We start from the raw sequence: 20,011 nt of genomic DNA, 5'->3' as shown, positions 1-20,011 counted from the left end.
GACCAGCGACCGGTCAGATCGTCATTCTCCTCACCCGATGTCGAGGGGATCCACCCGGATCCTGACCCCCTCGCCGCCCCCACGCGCCATCCGCGCGGCCTGCGCGGTCTTCAGCGCGGCGGCCAGCGCCGCACCGCTGCCCGGCGGCACCCGGATCAACGCACGTTCCCACGCCTCCCCCGGCGGCGGTGCCCCCACCCGCCGTGCCCGCCCCGTCTCCACGCCGGGCAACGGAACGGGCCCCAACACCTCCGCGTCCGCAGGCAGTTCCACGCCGCCCAGGAAGTCCGCCACCGCCTGGGCCGTACCCGACACGGCCGCCATCCGGGACACCGGCGGAAACCCCAGCTCGGCACGGTCCGCGAGCTCCCGCACCGCGTGCCCCACCGGGTCCCACCGCACGAGCGCCTGCACGGGCCGCAGCGTCGGCTCGGCGACCACGACGACCGTGCCGCCGGCACCCTGGTTCCGCACGAGCGCGGCCGCACCGATCCACCGGCGCAGCGCCTCCTCCCCGGCCCGCAGATCGGGGCGCCCGAGCATGGCCCAGCCGTCGAGCAGCAGAGCGGCCGCGTACCCGCCCTCGGCGACCGGTTCGGCGCCGGGTGTGCTCACGACCAGCGCGGGCGTCCCCGGCACGGTGGCGAGCACATGTTCCCGCCCGGAGGTCCGCACCGGCACGGCCGGAAAGGCCCGCCCCAGTTCCTCTGCGGTACGCCGCGCCCCCACGACCTGGGCCCTGAGCCGACGGCTCCCGCACTCCCCGCACTGCCAGCCCTCCTCCTCACGGCCGCACCACCCGCACACCAGGGCACCGGCGCCCTCCCGTGCCTCCAACGGCCCCGCGCAGTGCCGGCACCGGGCGGGCTCCCGGCACTGCGCACAGGCCATCCTCGGCACGTATCCACGCCGGGGCACCTGGACGAGGACCGGGCCGTCCCGCAGTCCGTCCCGGGCGACCTGCCAGGCGAGGCTGGGCAGACGCGCGGCCCGGGCCGCCTCGTCGCGCGCCAACTCCCCGTCCCCGACGGTCCGCACCAGCGGCGCGACGGCCCGCACCTGCTCCCTGGTGGCGACGATCGGCGCGGCCCACCCGCTCTCGACGAGCTGGGCGGCCTCCACGGTGCAGCTCCAGCTCCCCAGGAGGAAGGCGCCCTTGTCCCGGGTCGCCCGCAGCTCCAGCACCTCCCGCACATGCGGGAAGGGAGCGTTGTCATCGCTGTGACTGGCGTCGCCGTCGTCCCAGACGACGACCAGTCCCAGGTTTCGCACGGGGGCGAACATGGCGGCCCGCGTCCCGACGACGGCCCGCACCGCCCCGCGCCGCACCGCCAGCCACTCCCGGTACCGCCGCTCCTGCCCCGCGTCGGCGGTCAACAGCGCGTGCTGCCCCTCCCCCAACAGCTCCCGGAGAGCCTCGTCGACCCGCGCGGCGGGCCGCCCCGCCGGTACGACGACGAGCGCGCCCCGCCCGGAGGCCAGGGTCGCCTGCACGGCCCGACCGATCTCCTCCGCCCACTCGGGCCCCGGCAGAGCGGTCCACACGGCGCGCGGCGAACGACCGGCGGCCAGGGCCCGCAGGAACTCCGGGCCCCGCGCGTACCTCGCCCAGGACCCCGGTTCCGGCGCGGCCGGAGCGGGTGGCGGCCCGCCCGTCTCGGCCGCCTCGGCGCGACCGTGGCGCGGCGGCACGGCCAGCTGCAGCACATCCGCGAGGCTCCCCGCGTACCGGTCCGCCACCGCCCGTGCGAGCCCCAGCAGCTCCGGGCTCAGCACCGGCTCCGGCGACACGACCTGGGCGAGCGCGGCCAACGGTCCCGCGTAGTCCGACTCGGCGACCCGCTCGACGAGGAACCCGTCGATCAGCGAGCCGCCCTCCCGCCGCCCCTCCCGGACATTGCGCCCCCCGGCCCCGAAACGCACCCGCACCCGCACCCCCGGCTGCGCGACGGCGTCCAGCTCCTCGGGCACGGCGTAGTCGAAGTACCGGTCGAGATGCAGCACCCCTTTGTCGACCAGCACCCGCGCAACCGGAAGTTCCTTCGCCAGGGCGGCCCCCCGCCACGTCCGCGGCTTGGCCCGCGGCGCCCTGGCCTTCTTCACGGCCTCCCGAATGAGCGCGAGCTGCTCCGGCCCCGCACCCCCCGCGTCACCGCCACGCGTCCCGTCCTCGCTGCTCACGCCAGCATTCTCCCAAACCCCACTGACAACCGACGGTGCCCGCCGGTCCGGGATCGGTGGGCGCCGTCGGTCCGGTGACAACGCCGAGGCCCGGCGCCCCAGAGGGGACACCGGGCCTCGGAAAGAACCGCGGGGTTCCGCGTGCTACAGACCCGCCGCCTCGCGGAGGGCGTCCACGCGGTCCGTGCGCTCCCAGGTGAAGTCGGGGAGCTCACGGCCGAAGTGGCCGTACGCGGCGGTCTGGCCGTAGATCGGGCGGAGCAGGTCGAGGTCGCGGATGATCGCGGCGGGGCGGAGGTCGAAGACCTCGTCGATCGCCTTCTCGATCTTGTCCGCGTCGATCTTGGCGGTGCCGAAGGTCTCGACGAAGAGACCGACGGGCTCTGCCTTGCCGATGGCGTACGCGACCTGGACCTCGCAGCGGGAGGCGAGGCCCGCGGCGACGACGTTCTTGGCGACCCAGCGCATCGCGTACGCGGCGGAGCGGTCGACCTTGGACGGGTCCTTGCCGGAGAAGGCGCCGCCGCCGTGGCGGGCCATGCCGCCGTACGTGTCGATGATGATCTTGCGGCCGGTGAGGCCGGCGTCACCCATGGGGCCGCCGATCTCGAAGCGGCCGGTCGGGTTGACCAGGAGGCGGTAGCCCTCGGTGTCCAGCTTGATGCCGTCGTCGAGGAGGGCCTTCAGCTCCGGCTCGACGACGAACTCGCGGATGTCCGGGGCGAGCAGCGACTCCAGGTCGATGTCGCTGGCGTGCTGAGAGGAGACGACGACCGTGTCGAGGCGGACCGCCTTGTCACCGTCGTACTCGATGGTGACCTGGGTCTTGCCGTCCGGACGCAGGTAGGGGATGGTGCCGTTCTTGCGGACCTCGGACAGGCGCTTGGACAGACGGTGCGCCAGGAAGATCGGCAGCGGCATCAGCGTCGGCGTCTCGTCCGTCGCGTAGCCGAACATCAGGCCCTGGTCGCCGGCGCCCTGGCGGTCCAGCTCGTCCTCGTCGCCCTCGACCCGGTTCTCGTACGCCGTGTCGACACCCTGCGCGATGTCAGGGGACTGCGAGCCGATCGACACCGAGACACCACAGGACGCGCCGTCGAAGCCCTTCTTCGACGAGTCGTAGCCGATGGCCAGGATCGTGTCGCGGACGAGCTGGGCGATCGGCGCGTAGGCCTTGGTCGTGACCTCGCCGGCCACGTGCACCAGGCCGGTCGTGATGAGCGTCTCCACCGCGACACGGGACGTGGGGTCCTCGCGCAGCAGTGCATCGAGAATGGCATCGCTGATCTGGTCAGCGATCTTGTCGGGGTGACCCTCGGTCACGGACTCCGAGGTGAACAGGCGACGGGACACAACGCTCCCTGTGGTTGCAGCGGCTGCTGGCTGATCATTGGCGGACGGGACGGGGGCTGCGCCCGGCGTCGTCCGTGAACAGTTTATCGGTCGGTCTCGACCACCGGCCCACCCGTCTCGCCTCTCGGGAGCTCTGTGACCTGCGGCACGTGCATTCTGCCCAATGGCCGTCGCTGTCCGCCAGGGTCGCCACACCCCTAAGTTGCGTTCTGTTCACGGTCCGTGGTGCGAATGGGGCAGTCAGCCCAGTCGGCGCACGACCAGGTCCCACACCGTGTCGGCCAGGGCTTCCTTCGGGCCGTGGGGCACGGGCGTCTCGCTCCCGTCGGCTCCCAGAACGACGGCCTCGTTCTCCTCGGAGCCGAAGGTCTTGCGTTCCCCCACCTCGTTCACCACGAGCAGGTCGCAGCCCTTGCGTGCCAGTTTGGCGCGGCCGTTGGCGAGGACGTCGTCGGTCTCCGCGGCGAAGCCGACGACCAGTTGCTCCGGACGGGGGCGGTCGGCCGCTATCTCGGCGAGGATGTCCGGATTACGGACCAGGACGATCGGCTCGGGGTCCTGGCCGTCCTTCTTCTTGATCTTGCCGGTGGCGTAGTTCTCCGGGCGGAAGTCCGCCACGGCGGCCGCCATCACCACCACGTCCGCGTCCGGCGCCGCCTTGAGCACCGCCTCGCGCAGCTGGACCGCCGTGCCGACGCGGACGATGTCCACGCCCGCCGGGTCCGGCAGTCCGGTGTTGGCCTCGATCAGTGTGACCCGGGCGCCCCGGGCGGCGGCCGTGCGGGCGAGGGCGTACCCCTGCTTGCCCGAGGAGCGGTTGCCGAGGAAGCGGACGGGGTCGAGGGGCTCGCGGGTACCGCCGGCGCTGACCACGACGTGCCGTCCGGCGAGGTCCGGTCCGGCGGTGCCGCGGGAGAGCACCCGTCGGCAGACCTCGAAGATCTCGGCGGGGTCCGGCAGTCGGCCCTTGCCGGTGTCGACGCCGGTCAGCCGGCCCACGGCCGGGTCGATGACGAGGGCGCCGCGGCGGCGCAGCGTCGCCACGTTCTCCTGGGTGGCGGGGTGCTCCCACATCTCGGTGTGCATCGCGGGGGCGAACACGACGGGGCAGCGGGCGGTGAGCAGGGTGTTGGTCAGCAGGTCGTCGGCCAGGCCGTGGGCGGCCTTGGCGAGCATGTCGGCCGTCGCCGGGGCCACGACGACGAGGTCGGCCTCCTGGCCGATGCGGACGTGGGGCACCTCGTGGACGCCGTCCCAGACCTCGGTGGAGACCGGGTTGCCGGAGAGCGCGGACCAGGTGGCGGCACCGACGAAGTGCAGCGCGGAGTCGGTCGGCACGACCCGCACGTCATGCCCGGACTCGGTCAGCCGGCGCAGCAGCTCGCACGCCTTGTAGGCGGCGATGCCACCGCTGACCCCCAGAACGACCTTCGGCTTGCCCACCGGGCCTCCCCGCACTCGAACCCGAACCTGACAGACGCACACCGCGGCTCGTCGGCGTACGCATCCATCACACACCACAGGCCCGACAGTCGCTGCCGGGCCTGTGGAAAAACTTACTGCGGTCCGCGGATATGACTATCCGACGAAACCGTCGTGTGCTGCTTACGCGGGGCCGTCGACGGCCTCGGACGTCAGCAGACCCGCGTTGATCTCGCGCAGGGCGATCGAGAGCGGCTTCTCGTGGACGTGCGTGTCGACGAGGGGACCGACGTACTCGAGGAGGCCCTCGCCGAGCTGCGAGTAGTACGCGTTGATCTGGCGGGCACGCTTGGCCGCGTAGATCACGAGGCTGTACTTCGAGTCCGTGGCCTCGAGGAGCTCGTCGATCGGCGGGTTGATGATGCCCTCGGGCGCGGAGATGGAAGAGGACACGCTCTACCTTCCGATGGATGGGAAAGATTCAGTGTGCATCGTCAGTGACGATCACACAACGTCCATCAAGGCTAGCAGCTCGCGGGCCACGTCCTCGACGGAGGTGTTGACCAGGGTGACGTCGAACTCCGGCTCGGCCGCGAGTTCGACCTTGGCCGCGTCCAGGCGGCGTTCGATCACCTCGGGCGGTTCGGTGCCCCGGCCGGTGAGCCGGCGGACCAGCTCGTCCCAGGAGGGCGGAGCCAGGAACACCAGTTGGGCGTCGGGCATGGTCTCGCGGACCTGCCGGGCGCCCTGGAGGTCGATCTCCAGCAGGACGGGCTCGCCGCGCTCCAGGCGTTCTAGCACGGCACCCCGTGGGGTGCCGTAGCGGTTGCCGGCGAACTCGGCCCACTCCAGCAGCTCGCCGTTGGCGATCAGCTTGTCCATCTCGTCGTCGGTGACGAAGAAGTAGTGGACGCCGTCCTTCTCGCCGGGGCGGGGCTTGCGGGTCGTCGCCGACACCGAGAGCCACACCTCGGGGTGTGCCTTGCGCATATGGGCGACGACCGTGCTCTTGCCGACCCCCGAGGGGCCGGAGAGCACGGTCAGCCGCGGACGTACGTCCGGGGGCTCGGGGGTCGTCCCCCGGAATGTTGCAGCCATGCAGCGATTATTCCAGCAATCCCGGAGTGCCCGGGACTTCCTGTCCGGAGTACCGGGTCAGGAACCGGTGCTGCCGAACTCACGCTCCAGGGATGCGATCTGGTTGGAGCCGAGGCCGCGCACACGACGGCTCTCGGAGATGCCGAGTCGCTCCATGATCTGCTTGGCGCGGACCTTGCCCACGCCGGGCAGCGACTCAAGGAGGGCGGAGACCTTCATCTTGCCGATGACGTCGTTCTCCTGACCCTGCTTGATGACCTCATGCAGGGAGGCGCCGGAGTGCTTGAGTCGATTCTTGACCTCGGCCCGCTCCCGGCGAGCCGCGGCGGCCTTTTCGAGCGCGGCTGCGCGCTGTTCAGGGGTAAGGGGCGGAAGAGCCACGCCTACGTCACCTCGGATGTCGAACTGTCGGATACGGACCGGTGAGGAACCTAGTCGCCCCACACCTGGGGAGTACGAGCAACACGCCTGCCCGTTCTCCCCCTACTGCCTGGAGGGCGTGGGAGGTGCCCTCACTCGTCGGAGACTAGCGGCCAACTCCGCCAGAGTCAGCGAGAACAGCGGAAAAGTCCTGGTCAGCCTCCCTGGAGTCGGACATAAGCCGCATATTGCCCCGGATTTGAGGATGTATTCAGACTCAAGCCGTCCGGTAAGCGCCGCCGGAGGACTCATCGGAGGTCTCAGGCGGCCTCCACGGCGGCCCTGATCTCGTCCGCGAAACGATCCGAGGCGTCACGCAGCGCGACGACATCGGGACCGTGACGAAGAACACCCCGGCTGACATTGGGCACCACATGGCGCACGGCCGCCCCGAAGACCGCCGGGAGATCGGACGGGGTGGCCCCCTGCGCCCCGATGCCGGGCGCGAGGAGAGGTCCGTTGATCTGAAGGTCGTACGACGAGAGGTCGCCGAGCGTGGCGCCGACGACGGCACCGAAGGACCCCATGGGCTCCTCCCCCGCGTTCTCGGCGGCCAGGTGCGCCAGCATCGTCGCCCCGACGTCCCGCCCGGCGGCGTCCGCCGTGCGCACGGCGTGCTGCACCTCGCCGCCCTCCGGGTTGGAGGTCAGCGCCAGCACGAACAGCCCGGCGCCGTTCTCCCGCGCGAGGTCCACCGCCGGCTTGAGGGAGCCGTAGCCGAGGTACGGCGAGACCGTCAGCGCGTCCGAGAACAGTGGCGCGTCCTTGTGCAGGAAGGTCTCGGCGTACGCCGCCATGGTGGAGCCGATGTCGCCGCGCTTGGCGTCCATGACGACCAGCGCACCGGCCGCCCGCGCCTCCTCGACGGACTTCTCCAGGACGGCGATGCCGCGCGAGCCGAAGCGCTCGAAGAACGCGCTCTGCGGCTTGAGGACGGCCACCCGGCCCGCGAGCGCCTCGACGACGGTCCGGCTGAAGCGCTCCAGGCCCGTGATGTCGTCGTTCAGGCCCCAGGCGGTGAGCAGGGCGGAGTGCGGGTCGATCCCGACGCAGAGCGGGCCGCGTTCGTCCATGGCGTGGCGCAGTCGCGCGCCGAAGGGCTCGGTCATGCCGTCTTCTTCCTCACGTCGGCGCCGACCGCGTCGGCGAGGGTGGCGTACGGGCTGGTGCGCAGCCGGGCGACGAGGCCCTTGTGGACGGCGCGCGCCCAGAAGGGGCCCTCGTAGACGAAGGCGCTGTAGCCCTGGACGAGGGTGGCTCCGGCGAGGATGCGCTGCCAGGCGTCCTCGGCGTTCTCGATGCCGCCGACGCCCACCAGGGTGATCCGGTCGCCCACGCGCGCGTAGAGGCGGCGCAGGACCGCGAGGGAGCGGGCCTTCAGCGGGGCGCCGGAGAGTCCGCCGGTCTCCTTCACGAGGGAAGGCTCGGAGGTCAGACCGAGTCCCTCGCGCGCGATGGTGGTGTTGGTGGCGATGATCCCGTCCAGGCCCAGCTCCACGGCGAGGTCGGCGACGGCGTCGATGTCCTCGTCGGCGAGGTCGGGGGCGATCTTGACCAGCAGCGGCACCCGGCGGGTGCGCACCGTGCGGTCGGCGGCCTCGCGGACGGCGGTCAGCAGGGGCCGCAGCGCCTCGGTGGCCTGGAGGTTGCGCAGACCGGGAGTGTTGGGCGAGGAGACGTTGACGACCAGGTAGTCGGCGTACGGGGCGAGGCGCTCGGTGGACTTCACGTAGTCCGCGGCGGCCTCCTCCTCGGGGACGACCTTGGTCTTGCCGATGTTGACGCCCACGACCGTCCTGAAGACGGGGTTGCGGGAGGCCAGTCGGGCGGCGACGGCCAGGGAGCCCTCGTTGTTGAAGCCCATGCGGTTGATCAGCGCCCGGTCACCGACCAGGCGGAACAGCCGCTTCTTGGGATTGCCGGGCTGCGCCTCGCCCGTGACCGTGCCGATCTCGACGTGGTCGAAGCCCAGCATCGACATCCCGTCGACGGCGACGGCGTTCTTGTCGAAGCCGGCGGCCAGCCCGAACGGGCCGTGCATGCGCAGGCCGAACGCCTCCGTGCGCAGTTCCTCGTAGCGGGGTGCCAGAGCGGCCGCGAGGTAGGTGCGCAGCACGGGGATCCGGGCGGCCAGGCGGATCCAGCGGAAGGCCAGGTAATGGGCCTCCTCCGGGTCCATCCGGGTGAAAACCAGACGGAAGAACAACTTGTACATCTCGAAGTCCTCGGGTCCTCATGAGGGCTCACGGCCTCATGACAGGTGTCCTCATGAAGAGGGGGACACCGTTTCCGGTGTCCCCCTCAGGGCTGCTAGTCGCGGGCCGCGATCAGGTGTTCGGCGTGTTCCTGGAGGGAGCGCACCCCGACGTCACCGTGGTTGAGCGCGTCGATGCCCTGGACGGCCGCGGCGAGCGCCTGGACCGTCGTCAGGCACGGCACGGAGCGGGCCACGGCGGCCGTACGGATGTCGTAGCCGTCGAGGCGGCCACCGGTGCCGTACGGGGTGTTGACGATGAGGTCGACCTCGCCGTCGTGGATGAGCTGGACGATGGTCTTCTCGCCGTTCGGACCGGTGCCCTCGGACTGCTTGCGCACCACGGTGGCGTTGATGCCGTTGCGCCTCAGCACCTCGGCCGTGCCGGACGTGGCGAGCAGCTCGAAGCCGTGGGCGACCAGCTCGCGCGCCGGGAAGATCATCGAGCGCTTGTCGCGGTTGGCGACCGAGATGAACGCGCGGCCCTTGGTGGGCAGCGGGCCGTACGCGCCGGCCTGCGACTTGGCGTACGCCGTGCCGAAGACCGAGTCGATGCCCATGACCTCGCCGGTGGAGCGCATCTCCGGGCCGAGGACCGTGTCGACGCCGCGCCCGTGGATGTCGCGGAAGCGCGACCACGGCATGACGGCCTCCTTGACGGAGATCGGCGCGTCCAGCGGCAGCTCGCCCCCGTCGCCGTTCTTCGGCAGCAGCCCCTCCTCGCGCAGCTCGGCGATGGTCGCGCCCAGTGAGATCCGGGCGGCGGCCTTGGCGAGCGGCACCGCCGTCGCCTTCGAGGTGAAGGGGACGGTGCGGGAGGCGCGCGGGTTGGCCTCAAGCACGTAGAGGATGTCGCCGGCCATCGCGAACTGGATGTTGATCAGGCCGCGCACGCCGACGCCCTTGGCGATGGCCTCGGTGGAGGCCCGCAGGCGCTTGATGTCGAAGCCGCCGAGGGTGATGGGGGGCAGGGCGCACGCCGAGTCGCCGGAGTGGATGCCGGCCTCCTCGATGTGCTCCATGACGCCGCCCAGGTACAGCTCGTCGCCGTCGTAGAGGGCGTCGACGTCGATCTCGATGGCGTCGTCGAGGAACCGGTCGACGAGGACGGGCCGGGAGGGGCTGATCTCGGTCGACTCGGCGATGTACGCCTCCAGGCGCGCCTCGTCGTAGACGATCTCCATGCCGCGTCCGCCGAGGACGTAGGACGGCCGGACGAGGACGGGGTAGCCGATCTCGTCGGCGATGGCCTTGGCGCCCGCGAAGGTGGTCGCCGTGCCGTGCTTCGGGGCCGGGAGGCCGGCCTCGGCGAGGACCTGACCGAAGGCTCCGCGGTCCTCGGCGGCGTGGATGGCCTCCGGGGAGGTGCCCACGACCGGTACGCCGTTGTCCTTGAGCGCCTGCGACAGGCCCAGCGGGGTCTGCCCGCCGAGCTGGACGACGACGCCCGCGATGGGGCCGGCCAGCGACTCGGCGTGCACGATCTCCAGGACGTCCTCGAGCGTGAGCGGCTCGAAGTACAGACGGTCGGAGGTGTCGTAGTCCGTGGAGACGGTCTCGGGGTTGCAGTTGACCATCACGGTCTCGTAGCCCGCGTCGCTGAGCGCGAAGGAGGCGTGGACGCAGGAGTAGTCGAACTCGATGCCCTGGCCGATGCGGTTCGGGCCGGAGCCCAGGATGATGACGGCCGGCTTCTCGCGGGGCGCGACCTCGCTCTCCTCGTCGTACGAGGAGTAGAAGTACGGGGTCCGCGCCGCGAACTCGGCGGCGCAGGTGTCGACCGTCTTGTACACCGGGCGTACGCCCAGCGCGTGCCGGACCTCACGCACGACGTCCTCGCGCAGCCCGCGGATCTCGCCGATCTGCTGGTCGGAGAAGCCGTGCCGCTTGGCCTCGGCGAGCAGGTCGGGGTCGAGCTTGTCGGCGGCGGCCAGCTCGTCCGCGATCTCCTTGATGAGGAAGAGCTGGTCGACGAACCAGGGGTCGATCTTCGTGGACTCGAAGACCTCCTCCTGGGTGGCGCCGGCGCGGATGGCCTGCATGACGGTGTTGATGCGCCCGTCGGTGGGGCGGACCGCCTCGCGCAGCAGTTCCGCCTTGTCGCCGGGCTCGCCGACGAAGGTGAACTGGCTGCCCTTCTTCTCCAGCGAGCGCAGGGCCTTCTGGAGGGCCTCGGTGAAGTTGCGGCCGATGGCCATGGCCTCGCCGACCGACTTCATGGTGGTGGTGAGCGACGAGTCGGCGGAGGGGAACTTCTCGAAGGCGAAGCGCGGGGCCTTCACGACGACGTAGTCGAGCGTCGGCTCGAAGGAGGCCGGGGTCTGCTCGGTGATGTCGTTCGGGATCTCGTCGAGCGTGTAGCCGACGGCGAGCTTCGCGGCGATCTTGGCGATCGGGAAACCGGTCGCCTTGGAGGCGAGGGCCGAGGACCGCGACACACGCGGGTTCATCTCGATGACGATGACCCGGCCGTCCTCGGGGTTGACCGCGAACTGGATGTTGCAGCCGCCGGTGTCGACGCCGACCTCACGGATGATCGCGATGCCGACGTCACGCAGCACCTGGTACTCGCGGTCGGTGAGGGTCATCGCGGGCGCGACGGTGATGGAGTCACCGGTGTGCACGCCCATGGGGTCGAAGTTCTCGATGGAGCAGACGACCACGACGTTGTCGTGCTTGTCGCGCATCAGCTCCAGCTCGTACTCCTTCCAGCCGAGGATGGACTCCTCCAGCAGCACCTCGGTGGTCGGCGACAGGGTGAGGCCCTGGCCGGCGATGCGGCGCAGTTCCTCCTCGTCGTGCGCGAAGCCGGAGCCGGCGCCGCCCATGGTGAAGGAGGGGCGGACGACGACGGGGTAGCCGCCGAGCGTGTCGACGCCCTTGAGGACGTCGTCCATGGAGTGGCAGATGACCGAGCGGGCGGACTCGCCGTGGCCGATCTTGGCGTTGACCGCCTCGACGACCAGCTTGAACTGGTCGCGGTCCTCGCCCTTGTGGATCGCCTCGACCTTGGCGCCGATCAGCTCGACGCCGTACTTCTCCAGGACGCCGTTGTCGTGGAGCGAGATGGCGGTGTTCAGCGCGGTCTGGCCGCCGAGGGTCGGGAGCAGGGCGTCGGGGCGCTCCTTGGCGATGATCTTCTCGACGAACTCGGGGGTGATCGGCTCGACGTAGGTGGCGTCGGCGATCTCCGGGTCGGTCATGATCGTCGCCGGGTTGGAGTTCACCAGGACGACGCGCAGGCCCTCTGCCTTGAGGACCCGGCACGCCTGCGTGCCGGAGTAGTCGAACTCGGCGGCCTGGCCGATGACGATCGGGCCGGAGCCGATGACCAGGACGGACTGGATATCGGTGCGCTTAGGCACGCTGGCCCTCCATCAGGGATACGAAGCGGTCGAACAGGTAGGCGGCGTCGTGCGGGCCGGCTGCCGCTTCGGGGTGGTACTGGACGCTGAAAGCGGGGCGGTCGAGGAGCTGGAGCCCCTCCACCACGTTGTCGTTGAGGCACACGTGGGAGACCTCGGCGCGGCCGTAGGGGGTCTCGGAGACCTTGTCGAGCGGGGCGTCGACGGCGAAGCCGTGGTTGTGCGCGGTGACCTCGACCTTGCCGGTCGTACGGTCCTGCACCGGCTGGTTGATGCCGCGGTGGCCGTACTTCAGCTTGTAGGTGCCGAAGCCGAGGGCGCGCCCGAGGATCTGGTTGCCGAAGCAGATGCCGAACAGCGGGGTGCCGCGCTCCAGGACGGCCTGCATGACGGAGACCGGGTGGTCGGCGGTGGCCGGGTCGCCGGGGCCGTTGGAGAAGAACACCCCGTCGGGGTTCACGGCGTACACCTCGTCGGCGGTCGCCGTGGCGGGCAGCACGTGCACCTCGATGCCGCGCTCGGCCATGCGGTGCGGGGTCATGCCCTTGATGCCGAGGTCGACGGCGGCGACGGTGAACTTCTTCTCGCCGATCGCGGGGACGACGTACGGCTCCTTGGTGGCGACCTCCGCGGAGAGGTCGGCGCCCTTCATCTCGGGGGCCTGGCGGACCTCGGTGAGCATGGTGCCCTCGTCGGGCAGGGCGTTGCCGGAGAAGATGCCGACCCGCATGGCGCCGCGCTCGCGCAGGTGGCGGGTGAGGGCGCGGGTGTCGACGCCGCTGATGCCGACGACGCCCTGCTGGGCGAGCTCCTCGTCGAGGGTGCGCCGGGAGCGCCAGTTGGACGGCACGCGCGCGGGGTCGCGTACGACGTAGCCCGCGACCCAGATGCGCTGCGACTCGGGGTCCTCGTCGTTGACACCGGTGTTGCCGACGTGCGGGGCGGTCATCACGACGACCTGGCGGTGGTACGACGGGTCGGTGAGGGTCTCCTGGTAGCCGGTCATACCGGTGGAGAACACGGCCTCGCCGAAGGTCACCCCCACGGCCCCGTAGGCGCGGCCGCGGAAGATCCGGCCGTCCTCCAGGACGAGTACTGCGGGAACCTTGGTGGCTCCCCTGGTGGAGGTCGTCATCGTGCGCCTTCCGTTTCCGTCTTCTTGATCATCTGGTTCAGGGTCTCGGCCCACTCGTTGTGTTCGGCCGCGTGGTCGGAGCGGAACCCCGAGTCGAGGAGCTTGTCGCCGTGTGCCCAGGTGACGACGAGCAGTCCGCCCTCGGTGAGGACCTTGCCGGCGATGCCCTTGTCGAGCCGGGCCTCGCGCAGCGCCTCACGCGGGACGAAGAAGTCCGTCGCTCCGGGCCGTACGACGTCCAGGCCCGCGTCCGTCAGGGTGAGCTCGACCCTGCTGCGGGTGCCCAGGCCGTGCGCCACGATGCGGTCGAGCCACTGCCCGGCGGTGGTGGAGCCGTGGTAGCGGCCGCTCATCGTCAGTCTGGCCGCACCGGGCGACTCCGGCGCGGCGGGCAGCTCCGGCAGGTCGCTCTGGAGCGTGCCGCGCCACTTCCAGCCCTCGCGCATCAGCCAGTAGACGAGGGCGACGAAGAGGGCGAGTCCGACGACCCAGCCGATGCGTCCGGCCCAGTTGGTGACCTCGGCCGACTCCTTCTGGGCGGCCAGCAGAATTACAGGTGTCACGTGAGCTTCCCGTCGACGAGCGTGGCCTTGCCCCGCAGCCACGTGTGCGTGACACGGCCCGGCAGCTCGCGGCCCTCGTACGGGGTGTTGCGGCTGCGCGAGGCGAAGCCCGCGGGGTCCACCGCACCACGGTATGCCGTGTCGACGAGCGTGAGGTTGGCGGGCTCACCTGCCGAGACGGGACGGCCGTGACCGGTGGCCTGCCCGATGCGCGCGGGCGTGAACGACATGCGGTCCGCGACGCCCGCCCAGTCGAGCAGTCCGGTCTCGACCATCGTCTCCTGGACCACCGACAGGGCGGTCTCCAGGCCGACCATGCCCATGGCGGCCGCGGCCCACTCGCAGTCCTTGTCCTCGTGCGGGTGGGGGGCGTGGTCGGTGGCGACGATGTCGATCGTGCCGTCGGCGAGCGCCTCGCGCAGGGCCAGCACGTCGCGCTCGGTGCGCAGCGGCGGGTTGACCTTGTAGACCGGGTTGTACGAGCGCACCAGCTCGTCGGTGAGGAGCAGGTGGTGCGGGGTGACCTCCGCGGTGACGTCGATGCCCCGGGACTTGGCCCAGCGGACGATCTCGACGGACCCGGCGGTCGACAGATGGCAGATGTGGACGCGGGACCCGACGTGCTCGGCGAGCAGGACGTCGCGGGCGATGATCGACTCCTCGGCCACCGCGGGCCAGCCGCCGAGCCCCAGCTCGGCGGAGACGACGCCCTCGTTCATCTGGGCGCCCTCGGTGAGCCGCGGCTCCTGGGCGTGCTGGGCGACGACACCGCCGAAGGCCTTCACGTACTCCAGGGCGCGGCGCATGATCACCGCGTCGTGCACGCACTTGCCGTCGTCGGAGAAGACAGTGACGCCGGCGGCCGACTCGTGCATGGCGCCCAGCTCGGCGAGCTTCTGGCCTTCGAGGCCGACGGTGACGGCGCCGATGGGCTGGACGTCGCAGTAGCCGTGTTCCTGGCCGAGCCGGTAGACCTGCTCGACCACACCGGCGGTGTCGGCGACCGGGAAGGTGTTGGCCATGGCGAACACGGCGGTGTAGCCGCCGGAGGCCGCCGCGCGGGTGCCGGTGAGGACCGTCTCGGAGTCCTCGCGGCCGGGCTCGCGCAGATGCGTGTGCAGGTCGACCAGGCCCGGCAGGAGGACCTTGCCGCCAGCCTCGACGACCTCGGCGCCCTCGGCGGACAGCCCGGTGCCCACCTCGGCGATGGTCTCGCCGTCGATCAGCACGTCCTGCGGCTCGCCGCCGAGCACCTTCGCACCACGGATCAGGATCTTGCTCATCTGTCTTACTTCTCCTCGGTGGTGCGGGTGTGGGTGACGGCGGGCTCGTTGCCCCCGAGCAGCAGGTAGAGGACGGCCATGCGGATGGAGACGCCGTTGGCGACCTGCTCGACGACGGTGCAGCGGTCGGAGTCGGCGACCTCGGCGGTGATCTCCATGCCGCGGACCATCGGGCCGGGGTGCATCACGATCGCGTGCTCGGGCATCCGCGCCATGCGGTCGCCGTCGAGGCCGTAGCGCCGGGAGTACTCGCGCTCGGTGGGGAAGAACGCGGCGTGCATGCGCTCGCGCTGCACGCGCAGCATCATCACGGCGTCGGACTTGGGCAGGGTGCTGTCGAGGTCGTACGACACCTCGCAGGGCCAGGACTCGATGCCGACCGGCAGCAGGGTGGGCGGCGCGACGAGGGTGACCTCGGCGCCGAGGGTGTGCAGCAGATCGACGTTGGAGCGGGCGACGCGGCTGTGCAGGACGTCGCCGACGAGCGTGATGCGCTTGCCGGACAGGTCCTGGCCGAGGCCGGTGTCACGGCCGACGAGGCGGCGGCGCATGGTGAAGGCGTCGAGCAGGGCCTGGGTGGGGTGCTGGTGGGTGCCGTCGCCCGCGTTGATGACGGCGGCGTCGATCCAGCCGGAGTTCGCCAGGCGGTACGGCGCTCCGGAGGCGCCGTGGCGGATGACGACGGCGTCGACGCCCATGGCCTCGAGGGTCTGGGCGGTGTCCTTGAGGGACTCGCCCTTGGACACGCTCGATCCCTTGGCGGAGAAGTTGATGACGTCCGCGGAGAGGCGCTTCTCGGCGGCCTCGAAGGAGATCCGGGTGCGGGTGGAGTCCTCGAAGAAGAGGTTGACGATCGTGCGGCCGCGCAGGGTCGGCAGCTTCTTGATCGGCCGGTCGGCGACCCGGGCCATCTCCTCGGCGGTGTCGAGGATCAGGACGGCGTCGTCGCGGGTGAGGTCGGCGGCCGAGATGAGATGACGCTGCATCTGTCAGGCTCCGTAAAGGCGATTCGGTGTCGGGAGGCGAGGCCCGGCCGGCCGGTCACAGCCGGGCGGGCGGACGCGCGGGTGGGCGACGCGGGGCGCACGGCGGGGCCGTACACCGGGTGGTCGCTACTGCTGCGCGCCCCGGGCGGCCGGCTTCGCACCGAGCAGCACGGTGTCCCGACCGTCCTCCTCGGCGAGCTGGACCTTGACCGTCTCCCGCAGCGACGTGGGGAGGTTCTTGCCGACGTAGTCGGCGCGGATGGGCAGTTCGCGATGGCCGCGGTCGACGAGGACCGCGAGCTGGACGGCGCGTGGGCGACCGATGTCGTTCAGCGCGTCGAGCGCGGCGCGGATGGTGCGGCCGGAGAAGAGGACGTCGTCGACGAGGACGACGAGGCGGCCGTCGAGCCCGTCACCGGGGATCTCCGTGCGGGCCAGCGCACGCGGCGGGTGCATGCGCAGGTCGTCGCGGTACATGGTGATGTCGAGCGAGCCGACCGGGATCTTGCGGTCGGTGATCTCCGCCAGCTTGTCGGCGAGCCGCCGGGCGAGGAAGACGCCCCGGGTCGGGATGCCGAGGAGCACCACGTCGTCGGCGCCCTTGGCGCGTTCGACGATCTCGTGGGCGATGCGGGTCAGTACGCGTGCGATGTCGGGGGCCTCGAGAACGGGCCTGGCATCGGACGGCTGCGGATCCTGTTGCGGATTTTCCTGCGTGTCCATACGAAACGGACCTCCTTCTCCGCCTCACGGGACGGACCTTAAAGGACGTCGGATTTGCGCCATCAACGGTAGCAGGCCCCGGGAACGCCCCTGATCACCCCCCTGGCCCAACGGAGAGCGTTTACCACGGAAGAGTCGGTCCGGACCATCCGGCTTGACGGGGCAGAGTCACGCTGCGTAACCTCACAGTGAGTCACCAGCCTTCGTCCGGGGAGCTATATGTCCAGCGAATACGCCAAACAGCTCGGGGCCAAGCTCCGGGCCATCCGCACCCAGCAGGGCCTTTCCCTCCACGGTGTCGAGGAGAAGTCCCAGGGACGCTGGAAGGCGGTCGTGGTCGGATCGTACGAGCGCGGCGACCGCGCCGTCACCGTGCAGCGCCTTGCGGAGCTGGCGGATTTCTATGGGGTTCCCGTGCAGGAGCTGCTTCCCGGGACGACCCCCGGTGGCGCGGCGGAGCCGCCGCCGAAGCTCGTCCTCGACCTGGAGCGCCTGGCCAACGTCCCGGCCGAGAAGGCGGGCCCGCTCCAGCGGTACGCCGCGACGATCCAGTCCCAGCGCGGTGACTACAACGGCAAGGTGCTCTCCATCCGCCAGGACGACCTGCGCACACTCGCCGTCATCTACGACCAGTCCCCCTCGGTCCTGACCGAGCAGCTGATCAGCTGGGGTGTCCTGGACGCGGACGCGCGTCGCGCCGTCTCCCACGACGAGGGCTGACCCCTCGGACGAGGCTCAGCAGAAACGTGCCGCCGGGGTGGCCGGAACCTTTCGGTTCGGGCCACCCCGGCGGTTTTCTGTCTCCAGGGACGCGGAGGGGCGGGCGGGACGCGGACGGGTCTGCGTCGCCGACGGCCTCCCGTGGCGGACGGCCTCGTGCGGGAGGACCCCCTATTCGGCTTCCCTGCGGAGCGACGGCTTCAGGTCCTTGAGGCGCCCGAGCAGTCCGTTCACGAACGACGGGGAGTCGTCCGTGGAGAACTCCTTCGCCAGCTGCACCATCTCGTCCAGCACCACCGCGTCCGGGGTCTCGTCGACCCAGATCAGCTCGTAGGCACCGAGCCGCAGGATGTTGCGGTCCACGACCGGCATCCGGTCGAGGGTCCAGCCCACCGAGTACTGCGCGATCAGCTCGTCGATGCGCTTGGCGTACTCGGAGTACCCCTCGACCAGCTGCATCGTGTACTCGCTGACCGGCGGCTGCCTGGTGTCGGACCGGGAGTGCCGGATCCAGTCCGCGAGGACGGTCAGGACGTCGGCCCCGCGCTGGTCGCCCTCGAAGAGGATCTGGAAGGCGCGCTTGCGGGCCGTGTTACGGGCAGCCACGGTTAGCTGTTCACCCGGCCGAGGTAGTCGCTCGTGCGGGTGTCGACCTTGATCTTCTCACCGGTGGTGATGAAGAGGGGCACCTGGATCTGGTGGCCGGTCTCCAGGGTGGCGGGCTTGGTGCCACCGGTGGAGCGGTCGCCCTGGACGCCCGGCTCGGTCTCCTGGATGACGAGCTCGACGGCGGCCGGCAGCTCGACGAAGAGCACCTCGCCCTCGTGCTGCGCGACGGTGGCGGTGAAGCCCTCGATCAGGAAGTTGGCGGCGTCGCCGACGGCCTTGCGGTCGACCATCAGCTGGTCGTAGGTCTCCATGTCCATGAAGACGAAGTACTCGCCGTCCATGTAGGAGAACTGCATGTCGCGCTTGTCGACGGTGGCCGTCTCGACCTTCACGCCGGCGTTGAAGGTCTTGTCGACGACCTTCCCGGAGAGCACGTTCTTGAGCTTGGTGCGCACGAAGGCCGGGCCCTTGCCGGGCTTGACGTGCTGGAACTCGACGACGGACCAGAGCTGGCCGCCGTCGAGCTTGAGCACCATGCCGTTCTTGAGGTCGTTCGTGGAAGCCACGGTTGCTTCAATCTCCTGGACTTACGTGGACGACCCCGGGGCACGCGCGCAGCTCAAGGGCTAGAGCGCGAGCAGCTCCTTGGTCGTGATGGTGAGTAGCTCGGGTCCGCCGTCCGCCTCGGGGCGTACGACGAGCGTGTCATCGATCCGGACACCGCCCCGGCCCGGGAGGTGGACCCCCGGTTCGACGGTGACCGGCACGCAAGCGTCCAGTTTACCCATGGCCGCGGGGGCCAACTGCGGGTCCTCGTCGATTTCGAGTCCCACACCGTGCCCCATCAGTGCCGGGAGGTCCGCGCCGTGGCCCGCGGAGTCCAGTACGTGACGGGCCGCGCGGTCCACGGCGCGGTAGGCGGCGCCGGGGACGAGGCTCTCGCGGCCGGCCCGCTGGGCTGCGAAGACGAGGTCGTAGAGCTCGATCTGCCAGTCGGCGGGCGAGGTCCCGATGACGAAGGTGCGGCCGATCTCGCAGCGGTAGCCGCGGTAGACGGCGCCGAGGCACACGGAGAGGAAGTCACCCTCCTCGACGCGGCGATCAGTGGGGAGGTGGCCGCGGCGGCCGGAGTCGGGGCCCGTGGCGACGGAGGTGGCGAAGGCGGGGCCGTCGGCGCCGTGGTCGACGAGGCGGCGCTCCAGTTCCAGGGCGAGGTGGCGTTCGGTACGGCCGACGAGGATCGACTCCAGGAGTTCCCCGAGGGCCTGGTCGGCGATCTCCGCGCCGATCCGCAGACAGGAGATCTCCTCCTCGTCCTTGACGACCCGGAGCTGCTCGACAGCGCCGCCGAGGTCGGTGAGCCGCAGCCGGGGGGCGACCGAGCGGAGCGCTCGGTGCCGGGCCACGGTGAGGTGGTGCTCCTCCACGGCGAGGGACTCGGCGCCGGCGGCCGTGACGAGGTCGGCGGCCGCGACCGCCGGGTCGCCGCCGTGCTTCGGCAGCAGGTGGACGCGGACGGCGTCGTCGGGCCGCCCCTCGGAGCTGTCGCCTCTCGGGGGTGCGCCGCAGAGGAGGACGTCCTCGGTCGCGCCGAGCAGGAGGACGGCGCCGCGGGGTGCCGCGCCCGTGAGATACCGCACGTTGGCCGGGCGGGTCACGAGAGCGGTGGCGCTGCCGCTCGCCTGGCAGCGTTCTCTCAGCCGGTTTCGGCGGGCGGCGTGGGCGTCTGACATGCCCCGAGCGTATGAGCTCCGCTGGTCGGGCGCCGGTTCAGTGCGGCCGAGTGGGGGTGGGGGGCGCTCCGCGGAGGGCCGGTGGTTCAGTGCGGCCGAGTGGGGGTGCGGGGGTGCGGCGCCGGGAGGGGGCGGGGGAGGTTGTGTGCCGGGTGCGGGGCGTTGG

General features: G+C 71.0%; 18 protein-coding genes. 1 reads left to right on the top strand and 17 read right to left on the bottom strand.

Features of this window, described 5'->3' with window-relative positions:
- Positions 1–30: 30 nt before the first annotated feature.
- The 14 genes from ACZ4Z3_RS24740 to pyrR all read right to left on the bottom strand — a co-directional run bounded on the left by ACZ4Z3_RS24740 (position 31) and on the right by pyrR (position 16,783).
- Positions 31–2,181, bottom strand: a complete 2,151-nt coding sequence (locus ACZ4Z3_RS24740) for a primosomal protein N' (RefSeq protein WP_468503029.1) — start codon at positions 2,179–2,181, stop codon at positions 31–33.
- A 144-nt stretch (positions 2,182–2,325) separates the two neighbouring features.
- Positions 2,326–3,534, bottom strand: a complete 1,209-nt coding sequence (gene metK / locus ACZ4Z3_RS24735; RefSeq protein ID WP_468503028.1) for a methionine adenosyltransferase — start codon at positions 3,532–3,534, stop codon at positions 2,326–2,328.
- Between the two features lie 240 nt (positions 3,535–3,774).
- Positions 3,775–4,977: a bifunctional phosphopantothenoylcysteine decarboxylase/phosphopantothenate--cysteine ligase CoaBC gene (gene coaBC / locus ACZ4Z3_RS24730; protein ID WP_468503027.1), complete on the bottom strand. Its 1,203-nt coding sequence runs from the start codon at positions 4,975–4,977 to the stop codon at positions 3,775–3,777.
- A gap of 162 nt (positions 4,978–5,139) precedes the next feature.
- Positions 5,140–5,409: a DNA-directed RNA polymerase subunit omega gene (gene rpoZ, locus ACZ4Z3_RS24725; RefSeq protein ID WP_055541593.1), complete on the bottom strand. Its 270-nt coding sequence runs from the start codon at positions 5,407–5,409 to the stop codon at positions 5,140–5,142.
- Between the two features lie 51 nt (positions 5,410–5,460).
- Positions 5,461–6,054, bottom strand: coding sequence for a guanylate kinase (gene gmk / locus ACZ4Z3_RS24720; protein ID WP_055521903.1), 594 nt, complete (start codon positions 6,052–6,054; stop codon positions 5,461–5,463).
- A 57-nt stretch (positions 6,055–6,111) separates the two neighbouring features.
- Positions 6,112–6,435: an integration host factor gene (locus tag ACZ4Z3_RS24715; RefSeq protein ID WP_003977346.1), complete on the bottom strand. Its 324-nt coding sequence runs from the start codon at positions 6,433–6,435 to the stop codon at positions 6,112–6,114.
- Positions 6,436–6,734: 299 nt separating this feature from the next.
- Positions 6,735–7,583: an orotidine-5'-phosphate decarboxylase gene (gene pyrF / locus ACZ4Z3_RS24710; RefSeq protein WP_468503026.1), complete on the bottom strand. Its 849-nt coding sequence runs from the start codon at positions 7,581–7,583 to the stop codon at positions 6,735–6,737.
- Positions 7,580–8,689 (bottom strand): quinone-dependent dihydroorotate dehydrogenase, encoded by a 1,110-nt coding sequence (locus ACZ4Z3_RS24705; protein WP_468503025.1) that lies wholly within the window; start codon positions 8,687–8,689, stop codon positions 7,580–7,582. Before ACZ4Z3_RS24705 ends, pyrF begins: the two co-directional genes overlap by 4 nt.
- A gap of 95 nt (positions 8,690–8,784) precedes the next feature.
- Positions 8,785–12,093, bottom strand: a complete 3,309-nt coding sequence (gene carB / locus ACZ4Z3_RS24700) for a carbamoyl-phosphate synthase large subunit (protein WP_468503024.1) — start codon at positions 12,091–12,093, stop codon at positions 8,785–8,787.
- A complete protein-coding gene (gene carA / locus ACZ4Z3_RS24695; protein ID WP_468503023.1) occupies positions 12,086–13,228 on the bottom strand; it encodes a glutamine-hydrolyzing carbamoyl-phosphate synthase small subunit in 1,143 nt (380 codons plus the stop codon). Before carA ends, carB begins: the two co-directional genes overlap by 8 nt.
- The gene (locus ACZ4Z3_RS24690; protein WP_468503022.1) at positions 13,225–13,791 is read right to left on the bottom strand and encodes a PH-like domain-containing protein; all 567 of its coding nucleotides are present in this window, start codon (positions 13,789–13,791) and stop codon (positions 13,225–13,227) included. Before ACZ4Z3_RS24690 ends, carA begins: the two co-directional genes overlap by 4 nt.
- Positions 13,788–15,074 (bottom strand): dihydroorotase, encoded by a 1,287-nt coding sequence (locus ACZ4Z3_RS24685; RefSeq protein WP_468503021.1) that lies wholly within the window; start codon positions 15,072–15,074, stop codon positions 13,788–13,790. The genes ACZ4Z3_RS24690 and ACZ4Z3_RS24685 overlap by 4 nt, the downstream gene beginning before the upstream one ends.
- Before the next feature lie 5 nt (positions 15,075–15,079).
- The gene (locus ACZ4Z3_RS24680) at positions 15,080–16,060 is read right to left on the bottom strand and encodes an aspartate carbamoyltransferase catalytic subunit (protein WP_055541601.1); all 981 of its coding nucleotides are present in this window, start codon (positions 16,058–16,060) and stop codon (positions 15,080–15,082) included.
- A 126-nt stretch (positions 16,061–16,186) separates the two neighbouring features.
- Positions 16,187–16,783, bottom strand: a complete 597-nt coding sequence (pyrR, locus tag ACZ4Z3_RS24675) for a bifunctional pyr operon transcriptional regulator/uracil phosphoribosyltransferase PyrR (protein ID WP_468503020.1) — start codon at positions 16,781–16,783, stop codon at positions 16,187–16,189.
- 219 nt (positions 16,784–17,002) lie between these two features.
- On the opposite strand from pyrR, the gene bldD reads away from it, so the two are divergent.
- Positions 17,003–17,503, top strand: coding sequence for a transcriptional regulator BldD (gene bldD / locus ACZ4Z3_RS24670; protein ID WP_055522449.1), 501 nt, complete (start codon positions 17,003–17,005; stop codon positions 17,501–17,503).
- Positions 17,504–17,674: 171 nt separating this feature from the next.
- Here the strand turns inward: bldD and nusB are convergent, their stop codons facing one another.
- From nusB to ACZ4Z3_RS24655, 3 genes are read right to left on the bottom strand one after another with little or no spacing between them, the layout of a single operon-like run.
- Positions 17,675–18,109 (bottom strand): transcription antitermination factor NusB, encoded by a 435-nt coding sequence (gene nusB, locus ACZ4Z3_RS24665; protein ID WP_055542045.1) that lies wholly within the window; start codon positions 18,107–18,109, stop codon positions 17,675–17,677.
- 2 nt (positions 18,110–18,111) lie between these two features.
- Positions 18,112–18,678: an elongation factor P gene (gene efp, locus ACZ4Z3_RS24660; RefSeq protein WP_055522452.1), complete on the bottom strand. Its 567-nt coding sequence runs from the start codon at positions 18,676–18,678 to the stop codon at positions 18,112–18,114.
- A gap of 60 nt (positions 18,679–18,738) precedes the next feature.
- Complete coding sequence (locus ACZ4Z3_RS24655) at positions 18,739–19,845, bottom strand: aminopeptidase P family protein (protein ID WP_468503019.1); 1,107 nt, start codon at positions 19,843–19,845, stop codon at positions 18,739–18,741.
- Between the last annotated feature and the right edge of the window lie 166 nt (positions 19,846–20,011).

It is taken from the genome of Streptomyces sp. NPDC030296 (assembly GCF_055572815.1).
This window is presented reverse-complemented; position numbering and strand designations above follow the sequence as displayed.